Origin of the sequence: Streptomyces sp. NPDC015661 (assembly GCF_043077765.1) — a bacterium.
GTDB lineage: Bacteria > Actinomycetota > Actinomycetes > Streptomycetales > Streptomycetaceae > Streptomyces.
The window spans coordinates 47296-70487 of the sequence record NZ_JBIBST010000011.1; the positions used below are offsets into that span (position 1 = coordinate 47296).

Below are 23192 nucleotides of genomic sequence, written 5' to 3' on the forward strand. Positions count from 1 at the left end.
CGAGCGACAAACCCCCACGTCACACCGTTGAAAGGGAACCACCATGGCCACTGAACCCTTCACCCTCGACGACCTGAAGCGGATCCTCCTGGAGGCCGCCGGCGCGGACGAGGGGGTCGACCTGAACGGCGACATCCTGGACACCGAGTTCGAGCTCCTCGGGTACGAGTCGCTGGCGCTCCTGGAGACGGGCGGGCGTATCGAGCGCGAGTACGGCATCACGCTGGACGACGACGCGCTGACCGACGCCGTCACCCCGCGCGCCCTCATCGACGCCGTCAACGCGCAGTTCGCGGCCTCCCGCGCCGCCTGAACCGCCCGAACAACCCGGAAGGAAGGGAACGGACATGACGCGGGACACGCAGAACGCACAGAGCACCGCACGAGTCGCGCTGATCACCGGAGCCACCAGCGGCATCGGCCTCGCCACGGCCAGACTGCTGGCCGCGCAGGGACACCGCGTGTTCATCGGCGCGCGCAGCACCGAGAACGTCACGGCGACGGTCAAGGAGCTGCGGGAGGAGGGCCTCGACGTCGACGGTTCCGTCGTCGACGTCCGCGATGCCGCGGCGGTGACGGCGTTCGTCCAGGCCGCCGTCGACCGGTTCGGCCCGATCGACGTCCTGGTCAACAACGCGGGCCGGTCCGGCGGCGGGGTGACCGCGGACATCGCGGACGACCTGTGGCTCGACGTGATCGACACCAACCTCAACAGCGTCTTCCGGCTGACCAGGGAGGTGCTGAACACCGGCGGGATGCGGCACAAGGACCGCGGCCGGATCATCAACATCGCGTCCACCGCCGGCAAGCAGGGTGTCGTGCTCGGCGCCCCCTACTCCGCCTCCAAGCACGGCGTGGTCGGCTTCACCAAGGCCCTGGGCAACGAACTGGCGCCCACCGGCATCACGGTCAACGCCGTCTGCCCCGGATACGTCGAGACGCCCATGGCGCAGCGGGTGCGGCAGGGATACGCCGCCGCGTACGACACCGACGAGGACGCGATCCTGGCGAAGTTCCAGTCGAAGATCCCTCTCGGCCGGTACTCCACCCCCGAGGAAGTCGCCGGACTCGTCGGCTACCTGGCCTCCGACACCGCCGCCTCCATCACCGCGCAGGCGCTCAACGTCTGCGGCGGACTCGGCAACTTCTGACCCACCGCCGCGACACCGACCAAGGAGAGGTGCTCATGACGACTCGCGAGGTCGAGCACGAGATCACCGTCAACGCCCCGGCCGCCGCCGCCTACCGGCTGCTGGCCGAGGTGACCAACTGGCCGCGCATCTTCCCTCCCACGATCCACGTCGACCAGGTGGAGACGAACGGGACCGGCACCGAGGAACTGATCCGCATCTGGGCGACGGCGGGCGGCGAGGCCAAGAACTGGACGTCGCGCCGCACCCTGGACCCGGACGCCCTGCGCATCACGTTCCGGCAGGAGATCACGACGCCGCCGGTCGCCGCGATGGGCGGCACCTGGATCATCGAGCCGCTGGGCGGAACGGAATCGAGGATCCGGCTGCTGCACGACTACCGCGCGATCGACGACGACCCGGACGGGCTGCGCTGGATCGACGAGGCCGTCGACCGCAACAGCCGCTCCGAGCTGTCGGCGCTCAAGGAGAACCTCGAACTCGCCCATGCCGCCGAGGACGTGACGTTCTCCTTCACCGACAGCGTGCTCATCCAGGGCAGCGCGAAGCAGGCGTACGAGTTCATCGACGAGGCGGACCTGTGGGCCGAGCGGCTGCCGCACGTGGCGACCGTCCGGCTCACCGAGGACTCCCCGGGACTGCAGACGCTCGAGATGGACACGCGGGCCAAGGACGGCAGCGTGCACACCACCAAGTCGTACCGGGTGACGTTCCCGCACCACAGGATCGCCTACAAGCAGGTCACGCTGCCCGCGCTGATGACCCTGCACACAGGTCTGTGGACCTTCGAGGAGACCCCCGAGGGCACGCTCGCCGCCTCCCAGCACACCGTCACCCTCAACACCGCCAACATCGCGGCGATCCTCGGCCCGGAGGCGACCGTCGCCGACGCCCGCGCGTACGTGCACGGTGCGCTGAGCACCAACAGCCTGGCCACCCTCGGCCACGCCAAGAGCTACGCCGAGCAGAGCGGCTGACCGTGCCCCGCAACCGCCTGGACACCCAGGCCGTCGTCGTCGGCGCCGGACCCGTCGGGCTCATGCTCGCCGGTGAGCTGCGGCTCGGCGGCGCCGACGTGGTCGTCCTGGAACAACGCGACGCACCCACCACGGAGTCGAGGGCCTCCACCCTGCACGCCCGCACCATGGAGATCCTCGACAGCCGTGGACTGCTCCCGGCCTTCGGCACCCCGCCGAACGAGCCGCGCGGGCACTTCGGCGGCATTCCGCTCGACCTCACCCTGCCCAGCCCCTACCCCGGCCAGTGGAAGGTGCCGCAGTTCCGGACCGAGGAGGCGCTGCAGGAGTGGGCGCTCTCGCTCGGTGCGGACATCCGGCGCGGCCATGAACTGCGCGGGGTGTCCGTGCCGGCGGCGGACGGGGAGTACGTCGAGGCCGAGGCCGTCGGCCCCGACGGCCCCCTGCTGCTGCGCGCCCGGTATCTCGTCGCCTGCGACGGCGAGGACAGTGCGGTGCGCCGCCTCACCGGCGCCGCCTTCCCGGGCCAGGACGCCGGCCGTGAACTGCTGCGCGCCGACGTCGACGGCATCGAGATCCCGAACCGGCGCTTCGAGCGCCTGGCCGGGGGCCTGGCCATCGCGGCGCGCAGGGACGACGGTGTGACCCGGGTGATGGTGCACGAGTTCGGCAGCACGGCCGCGGCGCGCACCGGAGCACCGGAGTTCGCCGAGATCGCCGACGTCTGGAAGCGGGTGACCGGCGAGGACATCGGCGCCGGCACCCCGCTGTGGGTGAACTCCTTCGGCGACGCCGACCGTCAGTTGGTCCGCTACCGGGACGGCCGCGTCCTGTACGCCGGTGACGCGGCCCACCGGCAGATGCCCATCGGCGGCCAGGCCCTCAACCTCGGACTCCAGGACGCCTTCAACCTGGGCTGGAAGCTCGCACTGCACCTGCGCGGGGCCGCCCCTGCCGCCCTCCTCGACACCTATCACCAGGAACGGCACACCGTGGGCCGGCGTGTTCTGGCCAACATCACGGCGCAGGCGTCGCTGCTGCTCGGCGGCGCCGAAGTGGAACCCACACGCGCCGTGCTGGCGGAACTCATGGCGAGCGAGGCGGTGCGCGCACACCTCGCCGCGATGATCAGCGGCCTCGACGTCCGCTACGCCGTCGACGGCCCCCCGCACCCCCTGCTGGGAGCCCGGCTGCCGCACACCCTCCTGGCGTCCGGTGACGTCCCGAACCCCCTCGCGCGGGCACTGCGCGCCGGCCGTGGTGTGCTGATCGACCCGCGCCGGGGCACGGACACCGTGCCGCGGGTCGGCGACGGGTGGGCGGACCGGGTCAGCGCGGTGGCGGCCCCCGCGGCCCCCGGGGTCCCCGCGGCACCGGGCAGCGCCCCGGAAGGCCTCGACGGCGTCCTCGTACGGCCGGACGGTCATGTCGCGTGGGCGGGACCGGGGAGCGACGGCCTGCCGGAGGCGCTGGAGCGCTGGTTCGGCCCACCGCTCTGAGCCCTCCGCACCCGACCCTCCAGGGCATGCCCTGCCCTTTCACTCCACCGCAACGAATCGAAGGGAAGGCAGCCATGCCCCTCAACTCGCCCGACGGCGCAGGCACCCTGGACGCCGACGTGATCGTCGTCGGCGCCGGACCGGCCGGTCTGATGCTCGCCGGGGAACTGCGGCTCGGCGGGGCGCGCGTCATCGTGACGGAGCGGCTGGAAGGCCCCACCGGGCAGTCCCGCGGCCTGGGCTTCACCGCGCGCGCCATGGAGGTCTTCGACCAGCGCGGGCTCCTCCCGCGCTTCGGCGGGCTGACGACCAGCCCGATGGGCCACTTCGGCGGGGTGCAGTTCGACTACACCGTGCTGGAGGGCGCCCACTTCGGGGCCCGCGGCATACCGCAGTCGCAGACGGAGGCGGTCCTGGAGGAGTGGGCCGCGGAGCTGGGTGCGGACATCCGGCGGGGCTGGGAGTTCGTCGCGCTGGCCGAGGGGTTCCTGGACGCGGACGCGGACGGGGTCGAGATCACCGTACGCACCCCGGACGGTGTCCGACAGCTCCGCGCCGCCTACCTGGTGGGCTGCGACGGCGGGCAGAGCGCCGTACGCAGGGCGGCCGGGTTCGACTTCCCGGGCACCGCGGCGACCCGGGCGATGTTCCTCGCCGACGTGGTCGGCTGCGATCTGCGCCCGCGGTTCCTGGGCGAACGGCAGCCGCACGGCATGGTGATGGCGGCCCCCCTGGGCGACGGCGTGGACCGCATCATCGTCTGCCCGGACGGTGTCCCGGCGCGCGACCGCGACCAGGCGCTGACCTTCGCCGAGGTCGCGGACGCCTGGCAGCACATCACCGGTGAGGACATCCACGCCGGCGAGGCGCAGTGGGTGAGCTCCTTCACCGACGCGACCCGGCAGGCCTCGGAGTACCGGCGTGGCAGAGTCCTGCTCGTCGGAGACGCGGCGCACATCCATCTCCCGGCCGGCGGGCAGGGGCTGAGCACCGGCGTGCAGGACGCCGCGAACCTCGGCTGGAAGCTGGCGGACGAGGTGCGGGGCGGGGCGCCCGAGGGCCTGCTGGACAGCTACCACGCCGAGCGGCACCCGGTGGGCGCCCGGCTGCTGATGAACACCCGCGCGCAGGGCACGGTGTTCCTCGGCGGGGAGGAGTCCGACCCGCTGCGCGAACTGTTCGCGGAACTCATCGAGTACGACGACGTCAAACGGCATCTGGCCGGAGTGGTCAGCGGCCTCGACATCCGCTACGACATCGCCGACGCCCCGTCCGGCGCCCACCCGCTCACCGGCCGCCGGGTCGGGCACCGCCGGCTGATCGGCGCGGCGGGGGAGACCAGCACCACCGAGTTGCTGCACCCGGCCCGCGGCGTGCTGCTCGACCTCGCCGACGACCCCGACGTACGCCGGGTGGCGGTCCGCCATCTGGGGCGGGTGCGCGTCACGACCGCGGTACCGAAGCCTGTGGACGGCGAGGACCCGCTCTCCGGGGCGTCCGCGGTCCTGGTGCGGCCCGACGGGTACGTCGCGTGGGCGGGCGACGCGGACGACCTCGGCGGACTGTCCCGGGCGGTGCGACGGTGGTTCGGGGAACCCGCCTCATGAGTGCCGCGCGGAGCACACCGACCCTGGCGCCGCCCGTCTCCCGCGGCGTACGCCGGATCACCCTGGACGCGGCCGGCATTCCGCTGTCCGCCCTGCTGAGCGAGCCGGAGGGCGCCGTGCCGCGCGCGGCCGTCGTCGCCCTCCACGGCGGCGGCATGAGTGCGGGCTACTTCGACGGACAGGCACACCCCGAGCAGTCCCTCCTGGCGCTGGGCGCGAGCCTCGGCTACACGGTGCTCGCCCTCGACCGCCCCGGCTACGGGCGCTCGGCGACGCGACTGCCCGACGGACAGACCCTGAGCGAACAGTCCGCCGCGGTGCGCGCGGCGCTCGCCGACTTCACCTCGCGGTACGCGACCGGGGCCGGCACGCTCCTGCTCGCCCACTCGTTCGGTGGCAAACTGGCGCTGTCCCTCGCGGCCGACCCCGACACGCCCACCCTCCTGGGCCTGGACATCTCCGGTCTCGGACACCGCTACGCCGTGGACCTCGCCGAGCCCGCCGGTGCGGGGCCCCGACGGAGGTTCCACTGGGGCCCGTTGTCGCTCTATCCACCCGACACCTTCCGCGCCAGCGCCGACGTCGTGGCCCCCATGCCGAAGCGCGAGGAGGGCGAACTGCCCCACTGGCCCGGCCTGTTCACCGCGCTGGCCCCGCGCATCCGCGTCCCGGTGCGGCTGACCTTCGCCGAGCACGAGGCATGGTGGCGGCACGGCGAGCAGGACCTGGCGGACCTCACGGCCCGGCTGACCGCCGCCCCCCGTGTGGTGGTGGACCGGCAGCCCGCCGCGGGCCACAACATCAGCCTGGGCTGGGCGGCCCGCTCGTACCATCTGCGGACCCTGGCGTTCCTGGAGGACTGCATCCCGGACCGGACGCGAGGTGGGACCCCGCACTCATGAGCAGCTCACTCAGGCGTCCCTTCCCCTCCCTGTCCGTACGCAACTTCCGGCTCTTCGCGGCCGGACAGGTGCTGTCCGCCACGGGCACCTGGATGATGGTCGTGGCCCAGGACTGGCTGGTCCTGAGCCTCACGGACAACTCCGCGACGACCCTGGGCACGGTCACCGCCCTGCAGTTCGCACCGCTGCTGCTGACGCTGCAGGGCGGCCGGCTCGCGGACCGCCACGACAAGCGGCTGCTGCTGACCGTCGCCAACCTGGCATCCGGCGCCCTGGCGCTCCTGCTGTCCGTGCTGGTGCTCGCGGACACCGTGCGCCTGTGGCACATCTGCCTGTTCGCGCTCGGCCTCGGCGTGGTCAACGCGGTCGAGGTGCCGACCCGGATGGCGTTCGTGAGCGAACTGGTCGGCGGTGACCTGCTGCCCAACGCCTCGGCGCTCAGCGCCGCCTACTTCAACGTCGCCCGCGTCGTCGGCCCGGCGCTCGCCGGGCTGCTCATCACCGGCTTCGGCACCGGCTGGGTGATGCTCCTCAACGCCCTCAGCTATCTGGCGACGGTGGCGGGACTGCGCATGATGCGGCCCTCCGAGATGCACCGCGGCGCGGAGCGGGACGCCCGGCCCCGCGTCGTGGACGGGCTGCGCCATGTGGTGGCACGCGGCGACCTGGCCCCGGTGCTGGCGCTCGTCGCGGTCGTCGGGCTGTTCGGGATGAACTTCCAGCTCACGCTGCCCCTGCTGGCCAAGACCGTGTTCCACTCCGACGCGGCCTCCTTCGGCCTCCTGACGGCGGGCTTCGCCGCGGGGTCGCTGCTCGCGGCCTTCGCCACCAGCGCCCGGAGGGGCCGCCCGTCCGCCGCACTGGTGGCCGGGTCCGCGCTCGCCTTCGGAATCCTCGAGACGGTCGCGGGCGTGGCACCCACCACCACGGCGGCCGTCACCCTGCTGTGCCTGACCGGCTTCGCGGCGATCTTCTTCGTCCAGGCCGCCAACCACCGCGTCCAGCTCGGCAGCGATCCGCGCTACCGCGGCCGGGTCATGGCGCTCTACACCCTGATCCTCCAGGGCTCCACACCGATCGGCTCCCTCGTCGTGGGGCAGGTCACCGAACGGCTCGGGGCCCGGTCGGGACTGTGGCTCGGCGGGCTCGTGTCGCTGACGGCGGGAGGCCTCGCGCTGCTGCACGTGCGCCGTACGGGACAGCTGCGAGCCAAGGAGCCCGCGGCGGCGGACGAACCCGTGGTGCGCCCATGAGCACCTCCGCCGTGTCCACGAGCCCGCTCACCGGTGCCGGGCGGCGAGCGTCCCTCGCCGTCCCCGACGCCGGCCTGCACGTGTGGATCCTGCGCCTCCCGGCCACGGACGAGTCGGTACCGATCGGGCTCCCGCCCGAGCTGGACGAGGCCGAGGCGGAGCGGGCCGGTTCCTTCGTGCGCCCCCGCGACCGGCAGCGGTACGTGGTGGCGCACCTCGCGCTGCGCCGGCTGCTCGCCCGCTACACCGGCATTCCGCCCGGCCGGATCCGCCTGGGCAGAAGCGGTGGCCCGCGCGGGAAGCCACTGCTCCTCGACGCCCCGGTGCCCCTGCACTTCTCGCTGTCGCACAGCCACGGCCTGATCGCGATCGGTGTGGCCGGACAGCCCGTGGGGGTCGACGTCCAGGCCCTGCCGTCGCCCGAGAGGGTCGAGGCGTGTCTCCCGGCGCTGCATCCGGCGGAGCGCGAGGAACTGTCCGCGCTGCCCGCGGCCGAACGCCGGGTGGCGTTCGGCCGGTTGTGGACCCGCAAGGAGGCCTTCCTCAAGGGCCTCGGCACCGGCCTGGCCCGCCCGGCCGCCGCCGACTACCTGGGCGAGCGCGGAACCCCCGGCAGACCGCGGGGGTGGACCGTGCGCGACCTGCCCACCCATCCGGGATACGCGGCGGCCACCGCCCTGCGGACACCGGACCGTCGAAGCTGAAGAGAGAGGAACGCCATGGCGTCCCCCCAGCCCGCGAACGAGGTCCTCGACCGTCTTGACCAACTCGCCGCCCTCAAGGAGCTCGCCCATCGGGGCCCCGACCCCGAGGCCACCGAGCGACAGCACGCCAAGGGCAAGCTCACCGCGCGGGAGCGCATCGAACTCCTGCTGGACAAGGGCAGCTTCACGGAGGTCGAGCAGCTGCGCCGGCACCGGGCGGTCGGTTTCGGCCTGGAGGCCAGGAAGCCGTACACCGACGGGGTCGTCACCGGTTGGGGCACGGTGGAGGGCCGTACGGTCTTCGTGTACGCGCACGACTTCCGGATCTTCGGCGGCGCGCTCGGCGAGGCCCATGCCGCCAAGATCCACAAGGTGATGGACATGGCCATCGCGGCCGGTGCGCCGCTGGTGTCGCTGAACGACGGCGCGGGAGCACGGATCCAGGAGGGCGTCTCGGCGCTGGCCGGTTACGGCGGCATCTTCCAGCGCAACACCCGGGCCTCCGGAGTGATCCCCCAGATCAGCGTGATGCTCGGCCCGTGCGCCGGCGGCGCGGCCTACAGCCCGGCCCTCACGGACTTCGTGTTCATGGTCCGGGAGACCTCGCAGATGTTCATCACCGGCCCGGACGTGGTGAAGGCCGTGACGGGCGAGGAGATCAGCCAGGACGGACTCGGCGGCGCCGATGTGCACGCCGGGACGTCGGGCGTCGCGCACTTCGTGTACGACGACGAGGAGACCTGCCTCGCCGAGGTCCGGTACCTGTTGTCACTGCTGCCGCAGAACAACCGGGAGATGCCGCCGCGTGCCGTGTGCGCCGACCCGGTGGACCGTCCCGGCGACGCGCTGCTCGACCTGGTCCCGGCGGACGGCGGCCGCGCCTACGACGTCCGCGGGGTGATCGAGGAGATCGTCGACGACGGCGACCTCATGGAGGTGCACGCGACCTGGGCGCCGAACCTCGTGTGCGCGCTGGCCCGTATCGACGGGCATGTGGTGGGCGTCGTCGCCAACCAGCCGTCCTCCATGGCGGGCGTGCTGGACATCAGGGCGAGCGAGAAGGGGGCGAGGTTCGTCCAGTTCTGCGACTCCTTCAACATCCCGCTGATCACACTGGTCGATGTGCCGGGCTTCCTGCCGGGCGTGGACCAGGAGCACGACGGCATCATCCGGCGTGGCGCGAAACTGCTGTACGCGTACTGCAACGCCACGGTGCCGCGGATCTCGGTGGTGCTCCGCAAGGCGTACGGCGGGGCGTACATCGTGATGGACTCCCGTTCCATCGGCGCGGACATCGCGCTGGCCTGGCCCGGCAACGAGATCGCCGTGATGGGGGCCGAAGGCGCGGCCAACGTGGTGTTCCGCCGCGAGATAGCCGCCGCCGACGACCCCGAGGCCATGCGCCGGCAGAAGATCGACGAGTACCGCGAGGAGCTGGTGCACCCGTACTACGCGGCGGAGCGCGGGCTCGTCGACGACGTCATCGACCCCCGCGAGACCCGCTCGGTGCTGTGCCGTGCGGTGGCCATGCTCTCCGCCAAGGACGCCGACCTGCCGCGCCGCAAGCACGGCAATCCGCCTCAGTAGAAGGTGATCGAGATGACCGAGTCCCAGCTCTCCCAGCTCTCCCAGCTCACCCAGCTCACCCAGCTCTCCCGGCTCGTCCGCGTGGACCGGGGCAATCCCGGCCCCGAGGAGCTGGCCGCGCTCACGGCGGCGCTCGTCGTCCGACGCGCCAGGGAAGCCGCGTCGGACGCGCCTTCCGCACGGCGGCGCGATGCCGCGCGGTGGCGGCGACCGGAGCGAGCCGCCATGTTCGAGGGCCCGCGCTCGTGGCGGCGGTCCACCGGACCCGGGAACGATTGACGTCCGGATTCCGGACGGTCGACGCGCACGGAACGGTCGCGTCGGGCCTGATTGCGGGCCGCAGTTGACACCTGGTGCGCGGGACCCGTGTACTGTGGAACCGGAGGAGGATTCCGGTTCCGTTCTCACCCCCTAGGAGTTGCTCCCATGCCCGCCTCGGACTCCACGCTCGAGAAGAGCGCACCGTTAAACACCTCGCAGACCCGTGAGGCCCGTAAGCCCGGGATCATCCTGGCGTTCATCGGCGTCGCGCAGTTCATGGTCTTCCTCGACGTGTCGATCGTGAACGTCGCACTGCCGTCCATCCAGGACAGCCTCAAGATGCCCGAGGTGAACCTGGAATACATCATCACCGCCTACGGCACCGTGCTCGGCGGATTCCTGCTGCTCGGCGGGCGGCTGGCCGACAGGTTCGGACGCCGCCGGATGCTGCAGAGCGGACTCGTCGTGTTCGCCCTGACGTCGCTGGTGGCAGGGCTGGCCCAGAACGGCACGATGCTGATCGGCGCGCGCGCCGTGCAGGGCCTCGGTTCCGCGCTCATCGCCCCGGCCGCCCTGTCCATCCTGACCAACACCTTCGCCGAGGGCCCCGCGCGCAACAAGGCGCTGGGCATCTGGGGCGCGCTGACCGGCCTGGCATCGGTCGCCGGCGTCATCCTGGGCGGCCTGCTCACGCAGGGGCCCGGCTGGCGCTGGATCTTCTTCATCAACGTGCCCATCGGCCTCGTCGCCGCGGTGATCGCTCCGACGATCGTGCGGGAGGGCCGGGGCAAGGACCGGGCGCCCTTCGACACCGCCGGCGCCGTCGCGCTCACGGCCTCGCTGCTGCTGCTGATCTTCACCCTCGGCGAGGCCGTCTACGTCGGCTGGACCACCTTCCGCACGATCGGCAGCCTGGTCGGCGTGGTCGCGCTGTTCGTGGCCTTCCTGGTCATCGAGTCGCGGGCCGCCTCCCCGCTGATCCCGCTCACCATCTTCCGGCTGCGGGCCCTGCGGACCGCGAACATCGCCACCGTGCTGCTCTTCGGCACCACGGTGACCCTGTTCTTCTTCGCCAGCCTCTTCATGCAGCAGGTCTACGGCTACTCGCCGACACGCGCCGGCCTGGCCTACGTACCCCTCGCCGTCGTCGTGTCGGTCGGCGCCGGACTCGCCTCGAATCTGGTCACCAAGGTCGCCGCGAAGCCGGTGCTCCTGATCGGTCTCTCGCTCACCTCCGTAGGACTGTTCCTGCTCTGGCGCGCACCCGCGTTCGGCAGCTACGCCACCGACCTGCTGCCGGCCTTCCTGATCGTCGGACTCGGTCTCGGCATGTCCTTCGTGACGCTGCAGATCACGGCGTTCGTCGGGGTCGGCAAGGAGGAGTCGGGCCTGGCCGCCGGGCTCATCAACACCAGCCAGGAGGCCGGCGGCGCGCTCGGCGTGGCCATCGCCGCGACCATCGCGTTCAGCAAGATCGCCCCGCTGAAGGCGGCCGCACACGGCGACCCGGTCCTGCTGAGGTACGGCCGCGCCGAGGTCTTCCACCAGGCGTTCCTGGTCGGCATCTTCTTCAGCGTCGGTGCGCTGCTCCTCGCGGTGGCCCTGCTGCCGTGGGCGCGGCCCTCCGAGCGTCCCGACGCCCCGCCCGTCGCGTAGAGAGAGGAACGACACGATGTCGCTGTCCGAAGGACGAACGAGCGCACCGGCGCTGACCCGATCGGTCGAGGCGTTCCTGGCCGAGCCCGGCCTCGCGACGCTGACGACCTTCCGGCCCGACGGCTCTCCCCATGTGGTGGTCGTCCGGTTCACCTGGGACCCCGAGTCGGGCCTCGCCCGCGTCATGACGGTCGCCTCCTCGCGCAAGGCCCGGAACCTGGTCGCCAATCCGGGCAGCCGCGCCGCGCTGTGCCAGATGGAGGGCTTCCAGTGGGTCACCCTCGAAGGCACCGCCGTGGCTTCCGACGATCCGCGGCGCGTCACCGAGGGGGCGCGGCGCTACGCCAAGCGCTACCACCAGCCGCCGCCCAACCCGCCCGGCCGGGTGGTCCTCGAGATCGCGGTCGACCGCGTGATGTCGCTCAACTGCTGACTCACGCACGGGCGCGGTGGTGCCGGGAGTCCGGGAATCGCCCGGACCGGGGGAGTCCCCTCTCCCGACACCACCGCGCAGGGGGCGCCGAGTGCGTCAGCCGGCGGAGACCGGCGGCCGGCCGGTCGCCCAGATCAGGCGGAACGACAGCCTGGTGAGCCGCCATCCGTCCGGCGTGCGGCGGACTTCGCCGTCCACCGAGGTACCGGTCGCGAAGGGCACACGAGCTGCCTCGTCCGACGGGTCGGCGGCCGGCAGATGGACGTGGGTCGAGATGAGGTTGGCCCGCAGCGACGCCCGGTCGGCACCGTGGAGAACGACGACGGCGGGCGAATTGAGGTGCTGCGTCCGCTCGAATGCCGCCAGGGCCGCGCGATGATATGCGGCGAGACCGTCGATTCCCTCATGTCGGCTGATCGGGAATTCGACGCACGAGTCCCGGGTGAACAGACTGCGCGCCCATTCTTCGTCGAGCTTGTCATGGTCAAGACTGATCAGATAGCGATCGAGGAGCCCGCCGATTTCAGCGACCGCGGCAGCTCCTTCGGTGAACCGGTTTACAGGGACGCCTGATTGGCCGTTCTGGTTCGTGGTCATATCCGAGTTCTACTGAGCGCGCCGGGGCGGGCCAACCCCGCCTGTAGCAGATTTGACGTTGCTGTCACACCTTTGTAGCCGCGGCTATTTACGCCGCCGGACGGTCGCAGCACACTGGAGAAACCCCAGCCGGAAGAGGGAAGATGGAAGACTTCAACACGGACGTGATCATCGTAGGCGGCGGCCCCACGGGGCTCATGCTCGCAGGAGAACTGGGGCTCAACGGGATTTCGTCGATTGTCCTGGAGCGGCTCACGAAGCCCATTCAGCAGTCACGGGCCCTCGGCTTCTCGGCGCGTACCATCGAGGAATTCGACCAGCGCGGACTGCTTTCTCGCCTCGGTGATGTCCAGGTCATTCCCGTCGGCCATTTCGGTGGGGTCCCCCTCGACTACCGCGTGGTCGAGGGAGGTTCGTACGGGGCGCGCGGAATACCCCAGTCACGCACCGAGGCCATGCTGGCCGGATGGGCCGCGGAGCGCGGCGCCGAAGTGCGCCGCGGCCACACGGTCACCGGAGTCTCCGACGACGACCGGGGCGTCACCGTGGACTTCGACACCGAGGAGGGCCCGGGCAGGCTGCGTGCCCGCTACCTGGTGGGCTGCGACGGCGGCCGCAGCACCGTCCGGCGTCTGGCGGGCATCGAATTCCCCGGCACCGACGCGGCCATCGAACTGCGCCTCGCCGACGTGGCCGGCGTCCAACTGCGGCCCCGCTTCAGCGGTGAGCGGGTGCCGGGCGGAATGGTCATGGTGCTGCCGCTCGGCCCGGACCACAACCGCATCGTCTACTACGACCGCAGCGAGCCCCTGCGCGAGAGCCGGGAGCCGCTCACCTTCGACGAGGTGGCCGACACCTTCGAACGACTGACCGGCGAGGACATCCGCCAGGCCACGCCCCTGTGGGTCAGCTCGACCACCGATGCCAGCCGCCAGGCCGCCGAGTACCGGAGCGGGCGCATATTCCTGGCCGGCGACGCGGCGCACATCCATCTCCCCATCGGCGCCCAGGGGATGAGCGCGGGCGTGCAGGACGCGGTCAACCTCGGCTGGAAGCTCGCCCTCGACATCAAGGGCCAGGCCCCCGAGGGGCTGCTCGACACGTATCACAGCGAGCGGCACCCGGTCGGCGCCCGCATCCTGACCAACACCCTCGCCCAGCGCTTCCTCTACCTCGGGGGAGACGAGATCAAGCCGCTGCTCGACGTCTTCACCGAGCTGACGGCGTACGAGGACGTCCAGCGCCACCTCGTCGGCATGGTCACCGGCCTGGACATCCGCCACGAGGTCGGTCCCGGCGACCACCCGCTGCTCGGCCGGCGTCTGGACAACCAGGAGGTGGTGCTCCAGGACAGGAAGACCACCAACTTCGAGCTGCTGCACGCCGGCCGTGGTGTGCTGTTCGACCTCGCGGACGACCCCGAGCTGCGGCGCATCGGCGCGGGCTGGGCGGACCGGGTGGACACGGTCACCGCCGACCGCCACAACTGCGACATCCCGCTGGACGGCTTCCTGGTCCGCCCCGACGGATACGTCGCCTGGGTCTCCCCTTCGGGCTCGCACGAGCAGGGGCTCACCGACGCCCTCACCCGCTGGTTCGGCCGGGCCGTCTGAGAACCGACTCCCCGTTCCGTCAGTTCCCTCCCGGAAGTTCCCTCCCGTCACTTCCCTCCTGGAAGTCCCTCCCGTCACTTCCCTCCCGGAAGTTTCCTCCCGGAAGTCCCTCCCGAAACGGAAGAGTAGCCAATGCCCAACATTGCCACCGAAGACCGTCACCTGACCGTCCTCAACCTGTTCACCACGGACGCGGCCGACAAGCAGACGAGCCTGCTCGGGGCGATGCGGGAGATCGTCGACGCCGCGGCCTACCCCGGCTGGATCTCCAGCACCGTGCACAGCGGCCAGGACAAGTTCGGCACCGCCAACTTCATCCAGTGGCGCAGCGGCGAGGACCTGGAGAAGCGCTACGCGGGCGACGAGTTCCAGCACCGCACGTGGCCGCTCTTCTCCGAGATCACCACGTCGATCCGGCTGCTGCAGACCGAGATCGCCTTCGCCCAGCGGCACCCCTCGCTGGGCGGCGTCACGGAGATATCGCCCGACCGGGACGACTACACGGTCATCGAGGTCTTCCTGGTGGCGGACGAGAACCAGGCCGACCTGGTCGACGCCCTGGGCCAGGACCAGGAGTGGCTGGTCGACGTGGAGGGCTACCGCTCCCACAGCGTGCTGCGCGGCCTCAAGGCACGCGGAGTCGAGGGTGCCTTCGTCGTCGCCTACTCGCAGTGGAACGACAAGGAGTCGTACGACGCGTTCCGTGCGACCCCGGCCGCCGACCAGCCGGCCGCCCGGCAGAAGGCGCAGGCCCGGGTCGACTCCCTCGCGACCTCCAGCGACTGGAACTCCTACCGCGTGGTCCACACGCGGGCCGCGGGACAGTAACGGCGTGCCGGACGGCGGGACTTCCCGCTCGGTCCGGCGGACGGACGCACACGCGGAAGGACCGGACCCCGACAAGGGCATCTCTTGTCGGGGTCCGGTCGTGTGTCAGGACGAACGCAGTCCGTCGAGCACGATGTCGATATAGCGCCGCCAGTCGCCGGTGCGACGGTGCACGATCGCGGTGAGGCCGCAGGTGATCGCCAGGATGTCGGCGCCCGCGAGGTCCGGCCGCATGGTGCCGGCCGCCTGGCCCTTGCCGACGAGATCCACGAGTTCGGCTTCGAGGTCGGCCCGCATCTCGCTGGGCGGCCCTTCGGAGCCGAGCGTGCCCTCGACGACGCTGGCGAACCCGCGGTCCCGGGCCTCCACTTCGCCGATGTGCGTCAGCAACAGGTGCAGTGCCTCGAGCGGCGCGTCCTCGGCCGTCTCACGGCAGGCGCTGCGGTAGTACTCCACGATCTCACCGAACCGCTGTTGCGCGGCCGCCTCGATCATGGCTTCCTTCGTGGGGAAGTGGCGGTAGAGCGTGCCGATGCCGACGCCGGCGCGGTGGGCCACCTCGTCCATCGAGACGCTCCCCCCTCCTTCGGCGAAGAGGGCCCGAGCGGCGGCCAGCACCTTGGCGCGGTTGCGCTCGGCATCCGCGCGGCGCGGCCGGGGACCGTCGTCGGGCTTTGACGTCGACGTTGAAGCGGAGCTAGGCATACGGAATCTCCTTCCACTTGAACCATACGCGGTGGGGCGCGGTCCGAGGGGTCCCGGGTCGCCGGCGCCGGCGGGCGGCCCCCGTCGTCGGGGCCGGCGGCGCGATCGGGGGAGCGAGTCGGTGTATTCGAATTCAACTTCTTCGGACAGTGGTGATATGAATCACAGCGGAATATGACACTCGGAGCCGACGGGTAGGGATCTTCGGGGAATGCCAGATTGCGCAGCGGCGAGCCGTGTCACTTTTTCTCAAAGTCCCTCAAGGGAAAGTAAAGTTCCCGGCGGAAAGTGTCAGCGGGGTCCCTGTGTTACGAAACCGCAACAACCTCTTCATCCCGGGGCTCCACGGATCTTCGATCGATGCCTGTAGGTTCCTTATCGAGATCTGGTTCGAGTCGCAAAATGGGCTAACTGGACGGGGGAGAAGTGAATCAGGGTTCGCTGGGGATACTTACCGAGCCTCACACGGTCGAGGGGAGCACGCCGGAGGCGGCGCGAAGGGTGGCCGGAATGCCCGACTGCTGGCGCATTCTTGTCGTGGACGACGATTCCGCCGATGCGGAGTCCCTGCTGTGCCGCCTGCGACGCCACGGCCATCAGGCGATCAGTACGGCCAAGGGCGGTGCCGCCCTGCAGGCGCACGACGATGTCGATCTGGTCCTGCTCGACCTCGAACTTCCCGATCTGGACGGTTTAGAGGTCTGCCGCGCGATCCGCGCGGTCAGCAGCGTCCCGATCATCGTCGTTACCGCCCGGGAGTCCGAACTCGACTGTGTGCTGGGCCTTCAGGCCGGCGCGGACGACTACGTGGTCAAGCCCTACGGCTTCCGTGAACTGATGGCCCGCATCGAGGCCGTCATGCGTCGTACGCGGTCCGCCCAATGGCCCACGGCCAGGGAGATCGTGCACGGCGGGCTCCGGATAGACCTGGACTCCCGCGAGGTCAGCCTGGACGGCCGCAGGATAGAAACCACCCGCAAGGAATTCGATCTCCTGCACCTCCTCGCTTCCCATTCGGGAGCCGTTGTGTCGCGCAAGCGAATTCTTCAGCAGGTGTGGGGGGATTCGTGGTCCCGCCGCACCATCGATACGCATGTCAGCAGCTTGCGCGGAAAACTCGGCGGGAGCGGCTGGATCGTCACCGTACGCGGAGTCGGATTCAAACTCGGGGACGGGTGAATTCTTGGTTCCCCGCACATGAGGCCAGGGAAAACGAACGGCGGGAACGGGAACGAGGATCAACCGTGAGTCATCCAGTCATCCTGACCGACGCGCTCGTCGACGAGCCGGTCACCCTGATCAACGCCTTCACCGTGCCGGTGGGCGAGTCCGAGCGGTTCCTGCACCGCTGGAAGGACAACGCCCGGATCATGGCCCGGCAGCCGGGGTACATCCGGGCCCGGATGTACCGCTCCCTGGTCGACGACGTGGAGCTGCGCTTCGTCAACGTGGCCGAATGGGAGACCGGGAAGGCCCTGGACGCGGCGCGCGCCAACCCCGAGTGGCGCGCCTCGATGCGGCGGGTGCTCGACGACCCCGACCTGCACGTCACTCCGCGGCCGGCCGTCTACCAGGTCGCCTTCGACGTGCACCCCGGCGACCCCTTGTGACCCACGGCTGAGCCGGCGTGCCAGGTCGTCGGGCGCCGCATCGGCTCCATGCCCCGTTCCGCGGCCGGTTGCGCGGAACGGGGCTCGGCCATGTGTGCCGTAGGTCCGGCGGACGCCGCCCTCGGCGCGGTGGCCCGGTCACTCCTCGCCCGTGATCACCCTCGGTTACTATGCTCACTTCATGCCGGAGGCGGCCGGCGAGGGGCGCGGCACCGACGACGGACCACCGGGAAGCGGGGAGACCGGCATGCCGGTCGGAACTCCCCGGACCTCCCAGCACCGTCGAGCGGCGACACCCGCCCGTCCGCCCCGGAGCGGCGGTCCGTGGCACATACGGCTGAAGAGATGGGTGGCCTGGGAAGTGTTGGAAGAGGTCGTAGCGACCCGCTATGTCACGCCCTTGCGTGAGGGCGGCTCGCTCCCCGGGATCGTCGAGGCCGACGACCTCGGCACGTACGTCATGAAATTCACCGGCGCGGGCCAGGGCCGCAAGACCCTGGTCGCCGAGGTCATCTGCGGGCAGCTCGCCCGCAGGCTCGGGCTGCGGGTGCCGGAGCTCGTCACGATCCAGCTCGACCCGGTCATCGGGCTCTCCGAACCCGACCAGGAGGTGCAGGAGCTGCTCAAGGCGAGCGGCGGGCTCAACCTGGGCATGGACTTCCTGCCCGGCTCGCTGGGCTTCGACCCGCTCGCGTACGAGGTCGACCCCCGTGAGGCCGGCCGGGTCGTCTGGTTCGACGCGGTGATCAACAACGTCGACCGGTCCTGGCGCAACCCGAACATGCTCGTCTGGCACGGCGACCTGTGGCTCATCGACCACGGCGCCACCATGATCTGGCACCACAACTGGCCGGGCGCCCAGGCCTCCGCCGCGAAGCCGTACGACGCCTCCGACCACGCGCTCGCCCCCTTCGCCCCGGACGTCGCCGCCGCGGCCGCCGAGCTCGCCCCGCTCGTCACCCGCGAGCTCCTGGAGGAGGTCGCCGCCGACGTCCCCGACGAGTGGCTCGTCGACGAGCCCGGCTTCGACGGCACCGACGAGGTGCGCGCCGCCTACGTCGCGGCGCTGCTGCCGCGCGCCGCCACCATCCACGAGCGGATCACGCTCGGACCGCGTACCGAGAGCCGGCCGCAGCAGCCGCCCGGCTGGCTCGCCGAGCGCCTCGCGCCCCGGACGCACACCATCGAGAAGGACAGCACGACGTGACCGACCGCGATGTCTTCGAGTACGCGCTGCTGCGCGTCGTGCCGCGGGTGGAGCGCGGTGAGTGCTTCAACGCGGGTGTGGTCGTCTACTGCCGTGCCCGGTCCTTCGTGGCCGCCCGCACGCATCTGGACGAGGCCAAGCTGACGGTGCTCGACCCGGCGGCCGACGTGACCGGCGTACGGGCCGCGCTGCGTGCCGTCGAGGGGGTCTGCCTGGGCGGCGACGCGGCGGGTCAGGCCGCGCGCGACGACGCGGGGCGCCGCTTCCGCTGGCTGATCGCGCCGCGCTCCACGGTCGTGCAGCCGGGGCCGGTCCACACGGGTCTGACCACCGACCCCGAGGCCGAGGTGGAACGGTTGCTCGACCTCCTCGTGCGGTAAGTGACCGTGGAGTGACCTGGTGCACCCGGTGGGCCGTTGACACCGGGTGCCAGTGCTTCTAGCGTCTCGTCTGCGGACGATACTAAGCGGTCGCTCATGTGCGGGACGCAGGAGCGGCCACCGGTCCGACCGCGACCAGGGACGATCCAAGGGCGAGGAGAACCAAGCATGTCCACCACCGAGCAGCGCGTAGCCGTCGTCACGGGTGCCGCACGGGGCATCGGCGCGGCCACCGCGCTCCGCCTGGCGGCCGAGGGCCGCGCCGTCGCCGTACTCGACCTCGACGAGGCGGCCTGCAAGGACACCGTCGAGAAGATCACCGCCGCGGGCGGCACCGCTCTCGCCGTCGGCTGCGACGTCTCGGACAGCGCTCAGGTGGAGGCCGCCGTCGCGCGGGTCGCCGCCGAGCTCGGCGCGCCGACGATCCTCGTCAACAACGCGGGCGTGCTCCGCGACAACCTGCTCTTCAAGATGTCCGAGGCCGACTGGGACCTCGTCATGAACGTCCACCTCAAGGGCGCCTTCCTGATGGCGAAGGCCGTCCAGAAGCACATGGTGGACGCGGGCTTCGGCCGGATCGTCTCCCTCTCCTCCTCCTCGGCGCTCGGCAACCGCGGCCAGGCCAACTACTCGGCCGTCAAGGCGGGTCTGCAGGGCTTCACCAAGACCCTGGCCAAGGAGCTCGGCAAGTTCGGCATCACCGCCAACGCCGTCGCCCCGGGCTTCATCGTCACCGAGATGACCGCGCAGACCGCCGAGCGCGTCGGCATGGGCTTCGAGGACTTCCAGGCGGCCGCCGCCTCCATGATCCCGGTGCAGCGGGTCGGCCGTCCCGAGGACGTCGCCAACGCGATCGCCTTCTTCACCGGCGACGACGCCGGCTTCGTCTCCGGTCAGGTCATGTACGTGGCCGGCGGCCCGCTCAACTGACGACCGGCAGCGAGAGGAGGAGGCGCGCATGAGCACGCAGGAACGGCCGGAGCTGTCCGGCAAGGTCGCCCTCGTCACCGGCGCCAGCCGGGGCATCGGATACGGCGTCGCCGAGGCCCTGGTCGCCCGCGGCGACCGGGTCGTCATCACCGGGCGCGGCGAGGAGGCCCTCAAGGAGGCCGTGGAGCGGCTGGGGGCCGACCGCGTCATCGGGGTCCCCGGCAAGGCGCACGACGAGGTCCACCAGGCCGCAGCGGTCGAGGCGGCGATGGACGGCTTCGGCCGTCTGGACTTCCTGGTCAACAACGCCGGCACCAACCCCGTCTTCGGGCCCATCGCGGACCTGGACCTCGGGGTGGCCCGCAAGGTCTTCGAGACGAACGTGATCTCCGCGCTCGGCTTCGCCCAGCGCAGCTGGCACGCCTGGCAGAAGGAGAACGGCGGGGCGATCGTGAACATCGCCTCGATCGCCGGTGTCTCCGCCTCGCCTTTCATCGGCGCATACGGAATGAGCAAGGCGGCGATGATCAATCTGACCCTTCAGCTGGCGCACGAGTACGCGCCGCTGGTGCGGGTCAACGCGATCGCCCCGGCCGTCGTGAAGACGAAATTCGCGCAGGCGCTCTACGAGGGCCGTGAGGCGGAGGCGGCCGCCGCCTATCCGCTCGGCCGGCTCGGCGTGCCCGAGGACATCGGCGGCGCGGCCGCCTTCCTGACCTCGTCGCAGTCGGAGTGGATCACCGGTCAGACGCTCGTCGTCGACGGCGGCATTTTCCTGAACGCCGGAGTCGGCTGACCGATAATCGGACACTTTCCGGATTTCCTGTCCGGATTGGGCCCGGTTATACGTCGAATGCCTCAAGTGCCCCGTCGGGCTCGAAGATTGACCTGGCGGGGTGCTGCGGTATCGTCGGCCGACCCCTGGCTGAACGAGGAGCGTGCACGTGTTCAACCGGACCAGTCTGCAGGCCGCTGCAGCCCTTGTGTCCATATCCCTGGTAACCGGATGCGGTGTCTTCTCGGACAGTGAATCCGCCGGGGATCAGAGAATCGTCGTCGGCACGACGAGTTCTCCCACCACGCTTGATCCGGCCGCGGCCTGGGACAATTCCTGGGAGCTCTTCCGGAATGTCTTCCAGACCCTCGTCGCTTTCCCGACGGGCAGCACCACCCCGCAGTCGGACGCCGCCGACTGCAAGTTCACGGACACCTCCAGCCGGGTCTTCGAGTGCAAGCTGGTGGAGGGCCTCACGTTCTCCAACGGGCACAAGCTGGACGCCAAGGCCGTGCAGTACTCGATCGAGCGCATCCGCACGATCGACCACAAGGGCGGCCCCAACGGGATGCTCGGCTCCCTCGACAAGATCGAGACCGTCGGCGACCGCACCGTCGTCTTCCGGCTCAACAAGTCGGACGCCACCTTCCCGTTCGTCCTCGCCACCCCCGCGATGTCGCTGGTCGACCCCGCCGAGTACCCGGCCGACCAGCTCCGCAAGGACGGCAAGATCATGGGCTCGGGACCGTACGTCCTCGACTCGTACACCGAGCGCGAGGCCGCGGAGCTGACGAAGAACCCCACCTACAAGGGCTTCGCCGACCGCAAGAACGGCGGCGTCACGATCAAGTACTTCGACGACTCCGAGGCCATGGTCGGCGCCCTCCGGAAGAACGAGATCGACGCGACCTACCGGGGCCTCACCGCCGAGGAGGTCGTCTCCCTCCAGGAGGACAAGCCCGAGAACAAGGGCCTCCAGCTGGTCGAGTCGACCGGCGCCGACATCCGCTACCTGGTCTTCAACACCCAGGACGAGTCCGTCGCCAAGCTCCCCGTCCGCAAGGCGATCGCCCAGCTCGTCAACCGCGACGAACTGGTCAGCAAGGTCTACCAGGGCACCGCCGAGCCCCTGTACTCGATGGTCCCCAAGGGCATCGCCGCCCACACCACCAAGTTCTTCGACCGCTTCGGCTCGCCGAGCGCCGAGAAGGCGAAGAAGATCCTCCGCAACGCGGGCATCACCGAGCCCGTCTCGCTGGACTTCTGGTACACCACCGACCGGTACGGCTCCTCGACGGCCGCCGAGTTCGCCGAGCTCAAGCGGCAGCTGGAGGAGTCCGGCCTCTTCAAGGTCACCCTGCACGGCAAGCCCTGGAAGGAGTTCCAGGCGGGCTACCAGAAGGGCGAGTACCCGGTCTTCGGCCGCGGCTGGTTCCCCGACTTCCCGGACCCGGACAACTTCGTCGCCCCCTTCCTGGGCAAGGAGAACGTCCTCGGCACGCCCTACGAGAGCCCCCGGATCACCAACGAGCTCCTGCCGAAGTCCCGCCGCGAGAGCGACCGCGGGACCGTCACGGACGAGTTCGTGGAGGCCCAGGAGATCATGGTCCAGGACGTCCGGCTGCTGCCCCTGTGGCAGGGCAAGCTGTACATCGCGGCCGGCGAGGACATCGGCGGCGGCGAGCGGGCCCTCGACCCGCAGACGGTCATGCAGATGTGGGAGCTGAGCCGCCGGGCCAGCTGGTAGGAGACCTGCGGGGGCCACTGTCAGTGGCCCCCGATAGGTTCTCGGACGGAGAAACAGGAACGTCCACCGGAGGTTGTTGACCGTGATCGACACCAGCATGCTGCCCGAGTCCTGGCGGGGTGTCCTCGGCGAGGAGCTGCAGAAGCCGTACTTCGCCCAGCTCACCGAGTTCGTCGAGGAGGAGCGCGCCAGGGGACCGGTCTTCCCTCCGAAGGACGAGGTCTTCGCCGCCCTCGACGCCACCCCGTACGACAAGGTGAAGGTCCTGATCCTCGGTCAGGACCCGTACCACGGCGAGGGCCAGGGCCACGGCCTCTGCTTCTCCGTCCGCCCCGGCGTGAAGACCCCGCCCTCCCTGCGGAACATCTACAAGGAGATGCAGGCGGAGCTCGGCCACCCCGTCCCGGACAACGGCTATCTGATGCCGTGGGCCGAGCAGGGCGTCCTCCTGCTCAACGCCGTGCTCACGGTCCGCTCCGGCGAGGCGAACTCGCACAAGAACAAGGGCTGGGAGAAGTTCACGGACGCGGTGATCACCGCCGTCGCCTCCCGCCCCGACCCCGCCGTCTTCGTCCTGTGGGGCAACTACGCGCAGAAGAAGCTGCCGCTCATCGACGAGGAGCGGCACGTCGTGGTGAAGGGCGCGCACCCCTCGCCGCTGTCGGCGAAGAAGTTCTTCGGATCGCACCCCTTCACCCAGATCGACGCCGCCGTCGCGGCCCAGGGACACGAGCCGATCGACTGGCGCATCCCGGACCTCGGCTGAGCCT

At 70.7% G+C, this 23192-nt stretch carries 24 protein-coding genes; 22 read left to right on the forward strand and 2 right to left on the reverse strand.

Annotation, left to right across the window (positions count from 1 at the left end; all coding sequences use genetic code 11):
- The first annotated feature begins 43 nt into the window (after positions 1 to 43).
- From ACF07V_RS28035 to ACF07V_RS28090, 12 genes are all read left to right on the forward strand, one after another.
- Positions 44 to 313, forward strand: a complete 270-nt coding sequence (locus tag ACF07V_RS28035) for an acyl carrier protein (protein WP_392158256.1) — start codon at positions 44 to 46, stop codon at positions 311 to 313.
- A gap of 34 nt (positions 314 to 347) precedes the next feature.
- Positions 348 to 1151 (forward strand): 3-oxoacyl-ACP reductase FabG, encoded by an 804-nt coding sequence (fabG, locus tag ACF07V_RS28040; RefSeq protein WP_392158258.1) that lies wholly within the window; start codon positions 348 to 350, stop codon positions 1149 to 1151.
- Positions 1152 to 1186: 35 nt separating this feature from the next.
- Positions 1187 to 2128: an aromatase/cyclase gene (locus tag ACF07V_RS28045; RefSeq protein ID WP_392158259.1), complete on the forward strand. Its 942-nt coding sequence runs from the start codon at positions 1187 to 1189 to the stop codon at positions 2126 to 2128.
- Positions 2129 to 2130: 2 nt separating this feature from the next.
- Complete coding sequence (locus ACF07V_RS28050; protein WP_392158261.1) at positions 2131 to 3627, forward strand: FAD-dependent monooxygenase; 1497 nt, start codon at positions 2131 to 2133, stop codon at positions 3625 to 3627.
- A 74-nt stretch (positions 3628 to 3701) separates the two neighbouring features.
- On the forward strand, positions 3702 to 5234 hold the full coding sequence (locus ACF07V_RS28055; protein WP_392158262.1) for an FAD-dependent monooxygenase: 1533 nt from the start codon (positions 3702 to 3704) through the stop codon (positions 5232 to 5234).
- The gene (locus tag ACF07V_RS28060) at positions 5231 to 6136 is read left to right on the forward strand and encodes an alpha/beta hydrolase (RefSeq protein ID WP_392158264.1); all 906 of its coding nucleotides are present in this window, start codon (positions 5231 to 5233) and stop codon (positions 6134 to 6136) included. Before ACF07V_RS28055 ends, ACF07V_RS28060 begins: the two co-directional genes overlap by 4 nt.
- Positions 6133 to 7389 (forward strand): MFS transporter, encoded by a 1257-nt coding sequence (locus ACF07V_RS28065; RefSeq protein WP_392158266.1) that lies wholly within the window; start codon positions 6133 to 6135, stop codon positions 7387 to 7389. Before ACF07V_RS28060 ends, ACF07V_RS28065 begins: the two co-directional genes overlap by 4 nt.
- Positions 7386 to 8093, forward strand: a complete 708-nt coding sequence (locus ACF07V_RS28070; RefSeq protein WP_392158267.1) for a 4'-phosphopantetheinyl transferase family protein — start codon at positions 7386 to 7388, stop codon at positions 8091 to 8093. Before ACF07V_RS28065 ends, ACF07V_RS28070 begins: the two co-directional genes overlap by 4 nt.
- Before the next feature lie 15 nt (positions 8094 to 8108).
- Positions 8109 to 9680, forward strand: a complete 1572-nt coding sequence (locus tag ACF07V_RS28075) for an acyl-CoA carboxylase subunit beta (protein ID WP_392158268.1) — start codon at positions 8109 to 8111, stop codon at positions 9678 to 9680.
- 12 nt (positions 9681 to 9692) lie between these two features.
- Positions 9693 to 9959, forward strand: a complete 267-nt coding sequence (locus ACF07V_RS28080) for an acyl-CoA carboxylase subunit epsilon (RefSeq protein WP_392158270.1) — start codon at positions 9693 to 9695, stop codon at positions 9957 to 9959.
- A 147-nt stretch (positions 9960 to 10106) separates the two neighbouring features.
- On the forward strand, positions 10107 to 11597 hold the full coding sequence (locus ACF07V_RS28085) for an MFS transporter (protein WP_392158272.1): 1491 nt from the start codon (positions 10107 to 10109) through the stop codon (positions 11595 to 11597).
- 16 nt (positions 11598 to 11613) lie between these two features.
- Positions 11614 to 12030: a pyridoxamine 5'-phosphate oxidase family protein gene (locus tag ACF07V_RS28090; protein ID WP_392158274.1), complete on the forward strand. Its 417-nt coding sequence runs from the start codon at positions 11614 to 11616 to the stop codon at positions 12028 to 12030.
- Between the two features lie 96 nt (positions 12031 to 12126).
- Here ACF07V_RS28090 and ACF07V_RS28095 read toward each other — a convergent pair whose 3' ends face one another.
- The gene (locus tag ACF07V_RS28095) at positions 12127 to 12627 is read right to left on the reverse strand and encodes a nuclear transport factor 2 family protein (RefSeq protein ID WP_392158276.1); all 501 of its coding nucleotides are present in this window, start codon (positions 12625 to 12627) and stop codon (positions 12127 to 12129) included.
- 143 nt (positions 12628 to 12770) lie between these two features.
- On the opposite strand from ACF07V_RS28095, the gene ACF07V_RS28100 reads away from it, so the two are divergent.
- Together ACF07V_RS28100 and ACF07V_RS28105 are read left to right on the forward strand one after the other, a co-directional pair.
- Positions 12771 to 14240 (forward strand): FAD-dependent monooxygenase, encoded by a 1470-nt coding sequence (locus tag ACF07V_RS28100; protein WP_392158278.1) that lies wholly within the window; start codon positions 12771 to 12773, stop codon positions 14238 to 14240.
- 132 nt (positions 14241 to 14372) lie between these two features.
- Complete coding sequence (locus ACF07V_RS28105) at positions 14373 to 15068, forward strand: antibiotic biosynthesis monooxygenase family protein (protein ID WP_392158280.1); 696 nt, start codon at positions 14373 to 14375, stop codon at positions 15066 to 15068.
- A gap of 105 nt (positions 15069 to 15173) precedes the next feature.
- Here the strand turns inward: ACF07V_RS28105 and ACF07V_RS28110 are convergent, their stop codons facing one another.
- Entirely contained in the window at positions 15174 to 15773 is a 600-nt protein-coding gene (locus ACF07V_RS28110) for a TetR/AcrR family transcriptional regulator (RefSeq protein ID WP_392158281.1), read from the reverse strand.
- 537 nt (positions 15774 to 16310) lie between these two features.
- Here ACF07V_RS28110 and ACF07V_RS28115 point away from each other — a divergent pair.
- From ACF07V_RS28115 to ung, 8 genes are all read left to right on the forward strand, one after another.
- Positions 16311 to 16952, forward strand: coding sequence for a response regulator transcription factor (locus ACF07V_RS28115; RefSeq protein WP_392158283.1), 642 nt, complete (start codon positions 16311 to 16313; stop codon positions 16950 to 16952).
- A 65-nt stretch (positions 16953 to 17017) separates the two neighbouring features.
- Positions 17018 to 17383 carry an antibiotic biosynthesis monooxygenase family protein gene (locus ACF07V_RS28120; RefSeq protein WP_392158285.1) on the forward strand — a complete coding sequence of 122 codons (366 nt, stop codon included), beginning with the start codon at positions 17018 to 17020 and terminating at the stop codon, positions 17381 to 17383.
- A 361-nt stretch (positions 17384 to 17744) separates the two neighbouring features.
- Entirely contained in the window at positions 17745 to 18590 is an 846-nt protein-coding gene (locus ACF07V_RS28125) for a HipA family kinase (protein WP_392158699.1), read from the forward strand.
- Positions 18587 to 18970: a DUF3037 domain-containing protein gene (locus tag ACF07V_RS28130; protein ID WP_041128108.1), complete on the forward strand. Its 384-nt coding sequence runs from the start codon at positions 18587 to 18589 to the stop codon at positions 18968 to 18970. The genes ACF07V_RS28125 and ACF07V_RS28130 overlap by 4 nt, the downstream gene beginning before the upstream one ends.
- A gap of 168 nt (positions 18971 to 19138) precedes the next feature.
- Positions 19139 to 19900: a 3-oxoacyl-ACP reductase FabG gene (fabG, locus tag ACF07V_RS28135; protein ID WP_369142978.1), complete on the forward strand. Its 762-nt coding sequence runs from the start codon at positions 19139 to 19141 to the stop codon at positions 19898 to 19900.
- Between the two features lie 28 nt (positions 19901 to 19928).
- Positions 19929 to 20696: an SDR family oxidoreductase gene (locus tag ACF07V_RS28140; protein ID WP_392158287.1), complete on the forward strand. Its 768-nt coding sequence runs from the start codon at positions 19929 to 19931 to the stop codon at positions 20694 to 20696.
- A gap of 148 nt (positions 20697 to 20844) precedes the next feature.
- A complete protein-coding gene (locus ACF07V_RS28145) occupies positions 20845 to 22422 on the forward strand; it encodes an ABC transporter substrate-binding protein (RefSeq protein WP_392158289.1) in 1578 nt (525 codons plus the stop codon).
- Between the two features lie 82 nt (positions 22423 to 22504).
- Positions 22505 to 23188 carry a uracil-DNA glycosylase gene (ung, locus tag ACF07V_RS28150; RefSeq protein ID WP_392158291.1) on the forward strand — a complete coding sequence of 228 codons (684 nt, stop codon included), beginning with the start codon at positions 22505 to 22507 and terminating at the stop codon, positions 23186 to 23188.
- The last annotated feature ends 4 nt before the right edge of the window (positions 23189 to 23192 follow it).

Coding starts and splice junctions, on each gene's coding strand:
- ACF07V_RS28080 (WP_392158270.1), top strand. CDS start 9,693: ATGACCGAGTCCCAGCTCTCCCAGCTCTCCCAGCTCACCCAGCTCACC.
- ACF07V_RS28045 (WP_392158259.1), top strand. CDS start 1,187: ATGACGACTCGCGAGGTCGAGCACGAGATCACCGTCAACGCCCCGGCC.
- ACF07V_RS28090 (WP_392158274.1), top strand. CDS start 11,614: ATGTCGCTGTCCGAAGGACGAACGAGCGCACCGGCGCTGACCCGATCG.
- ACF07V_RS28085 (WP_392158272.1), top strand. CDS start 10,107: ATGCCCGCCTCGGACTCCACGCTCGAGAAGAGCGCACCGTTAAACACC.
- ACF07V_RS28070 (WP_392158267.1), top strand. CDS start 7,386: ATGAGCACCTCCGCCGTGTCCACGAGCCCGCTCACCGGTGCCGGGCGG.
- ACF07V_RS28055 (WP_392158262.1), top strand. CDS start 3,702: ATGCCCCTCAACTCGCCCGACGGCGCAGGCACCCTGGACGCCGACGTG.
- ACF07V_RS28105 (WP_392158280.1), top strand. CDS start 14,373: ATGCCCAACATTGCCACCGAAGACCGTCACCTGACCGTCCTCAACCTG.
- ACF07V_RS28095 (WP_392158276.1), bottom strand. CDS start 12,627: ATGACCACGAACCAGAACGGCCAATCAGGCGTCCCTGTAAACCGGTTC.
- fabG (WP_369142978.1), top strand. CDS start 19,139: ATGTCCACCACCGAGCAGCGCGTAGCCGTCGTCACGGGTGCCGCACGG.
- ACF07V_RS28100 (WP_392158278.1), top strand. CDS start 12,771: ATGGAAGACTTCAACACGGACGTGATCATCGTAGGCGGCGGCCCCACG.
- ACF07V_RS28060 (WP_392158264.1), top strand. CDS start 5,231: ATGAGTGCCGCGCGGAGCACACCGACCCTGGCGCCGCCCGTCTCCCGC.
- ACF07V_RS28065 (WP_392158266.1), top strand. CDS start 6,133: ATGAGCAGCTCACTCAGGCGTCCCTTCCCCTCCCTGTCCGTACGCAAC.
- fabG (WP_392158258.1), top strand. CDS start 348: ATGACGCGGGACACGCAGAACGCACAGAGCACCGCACGAGTCGCGCTG.
- ACF07V_RS28140 (WP_392158287.1), top strand. CDS start 19,929: ATGAGCACGCAGGAACGGCCGGAGCTGTCCGGCAAGGTCGCCCTCGTC.
- ACF07V_RS28035 (WP_392158256.1), top strand. CDS start 44: ATGGCCACTGAACCCTTCACCCTCGACGACCTGAAGCGGATCCTCCTG.
- ACF07V_RS28110 (WP_392158281.1), bottom strand. CDS start 15,773: ATGCCTAGCTCCGCTTCAACGTCGACGTCAAAGCCCGACGACGGTCCC.
- ACF07V_RS28075 (WP_392158268.1), top strand. CDS start 8,109: ATGGCGTCCCCCCAGCCCGCGAACGAGGTCCTCGACCGTCTTGACCAA.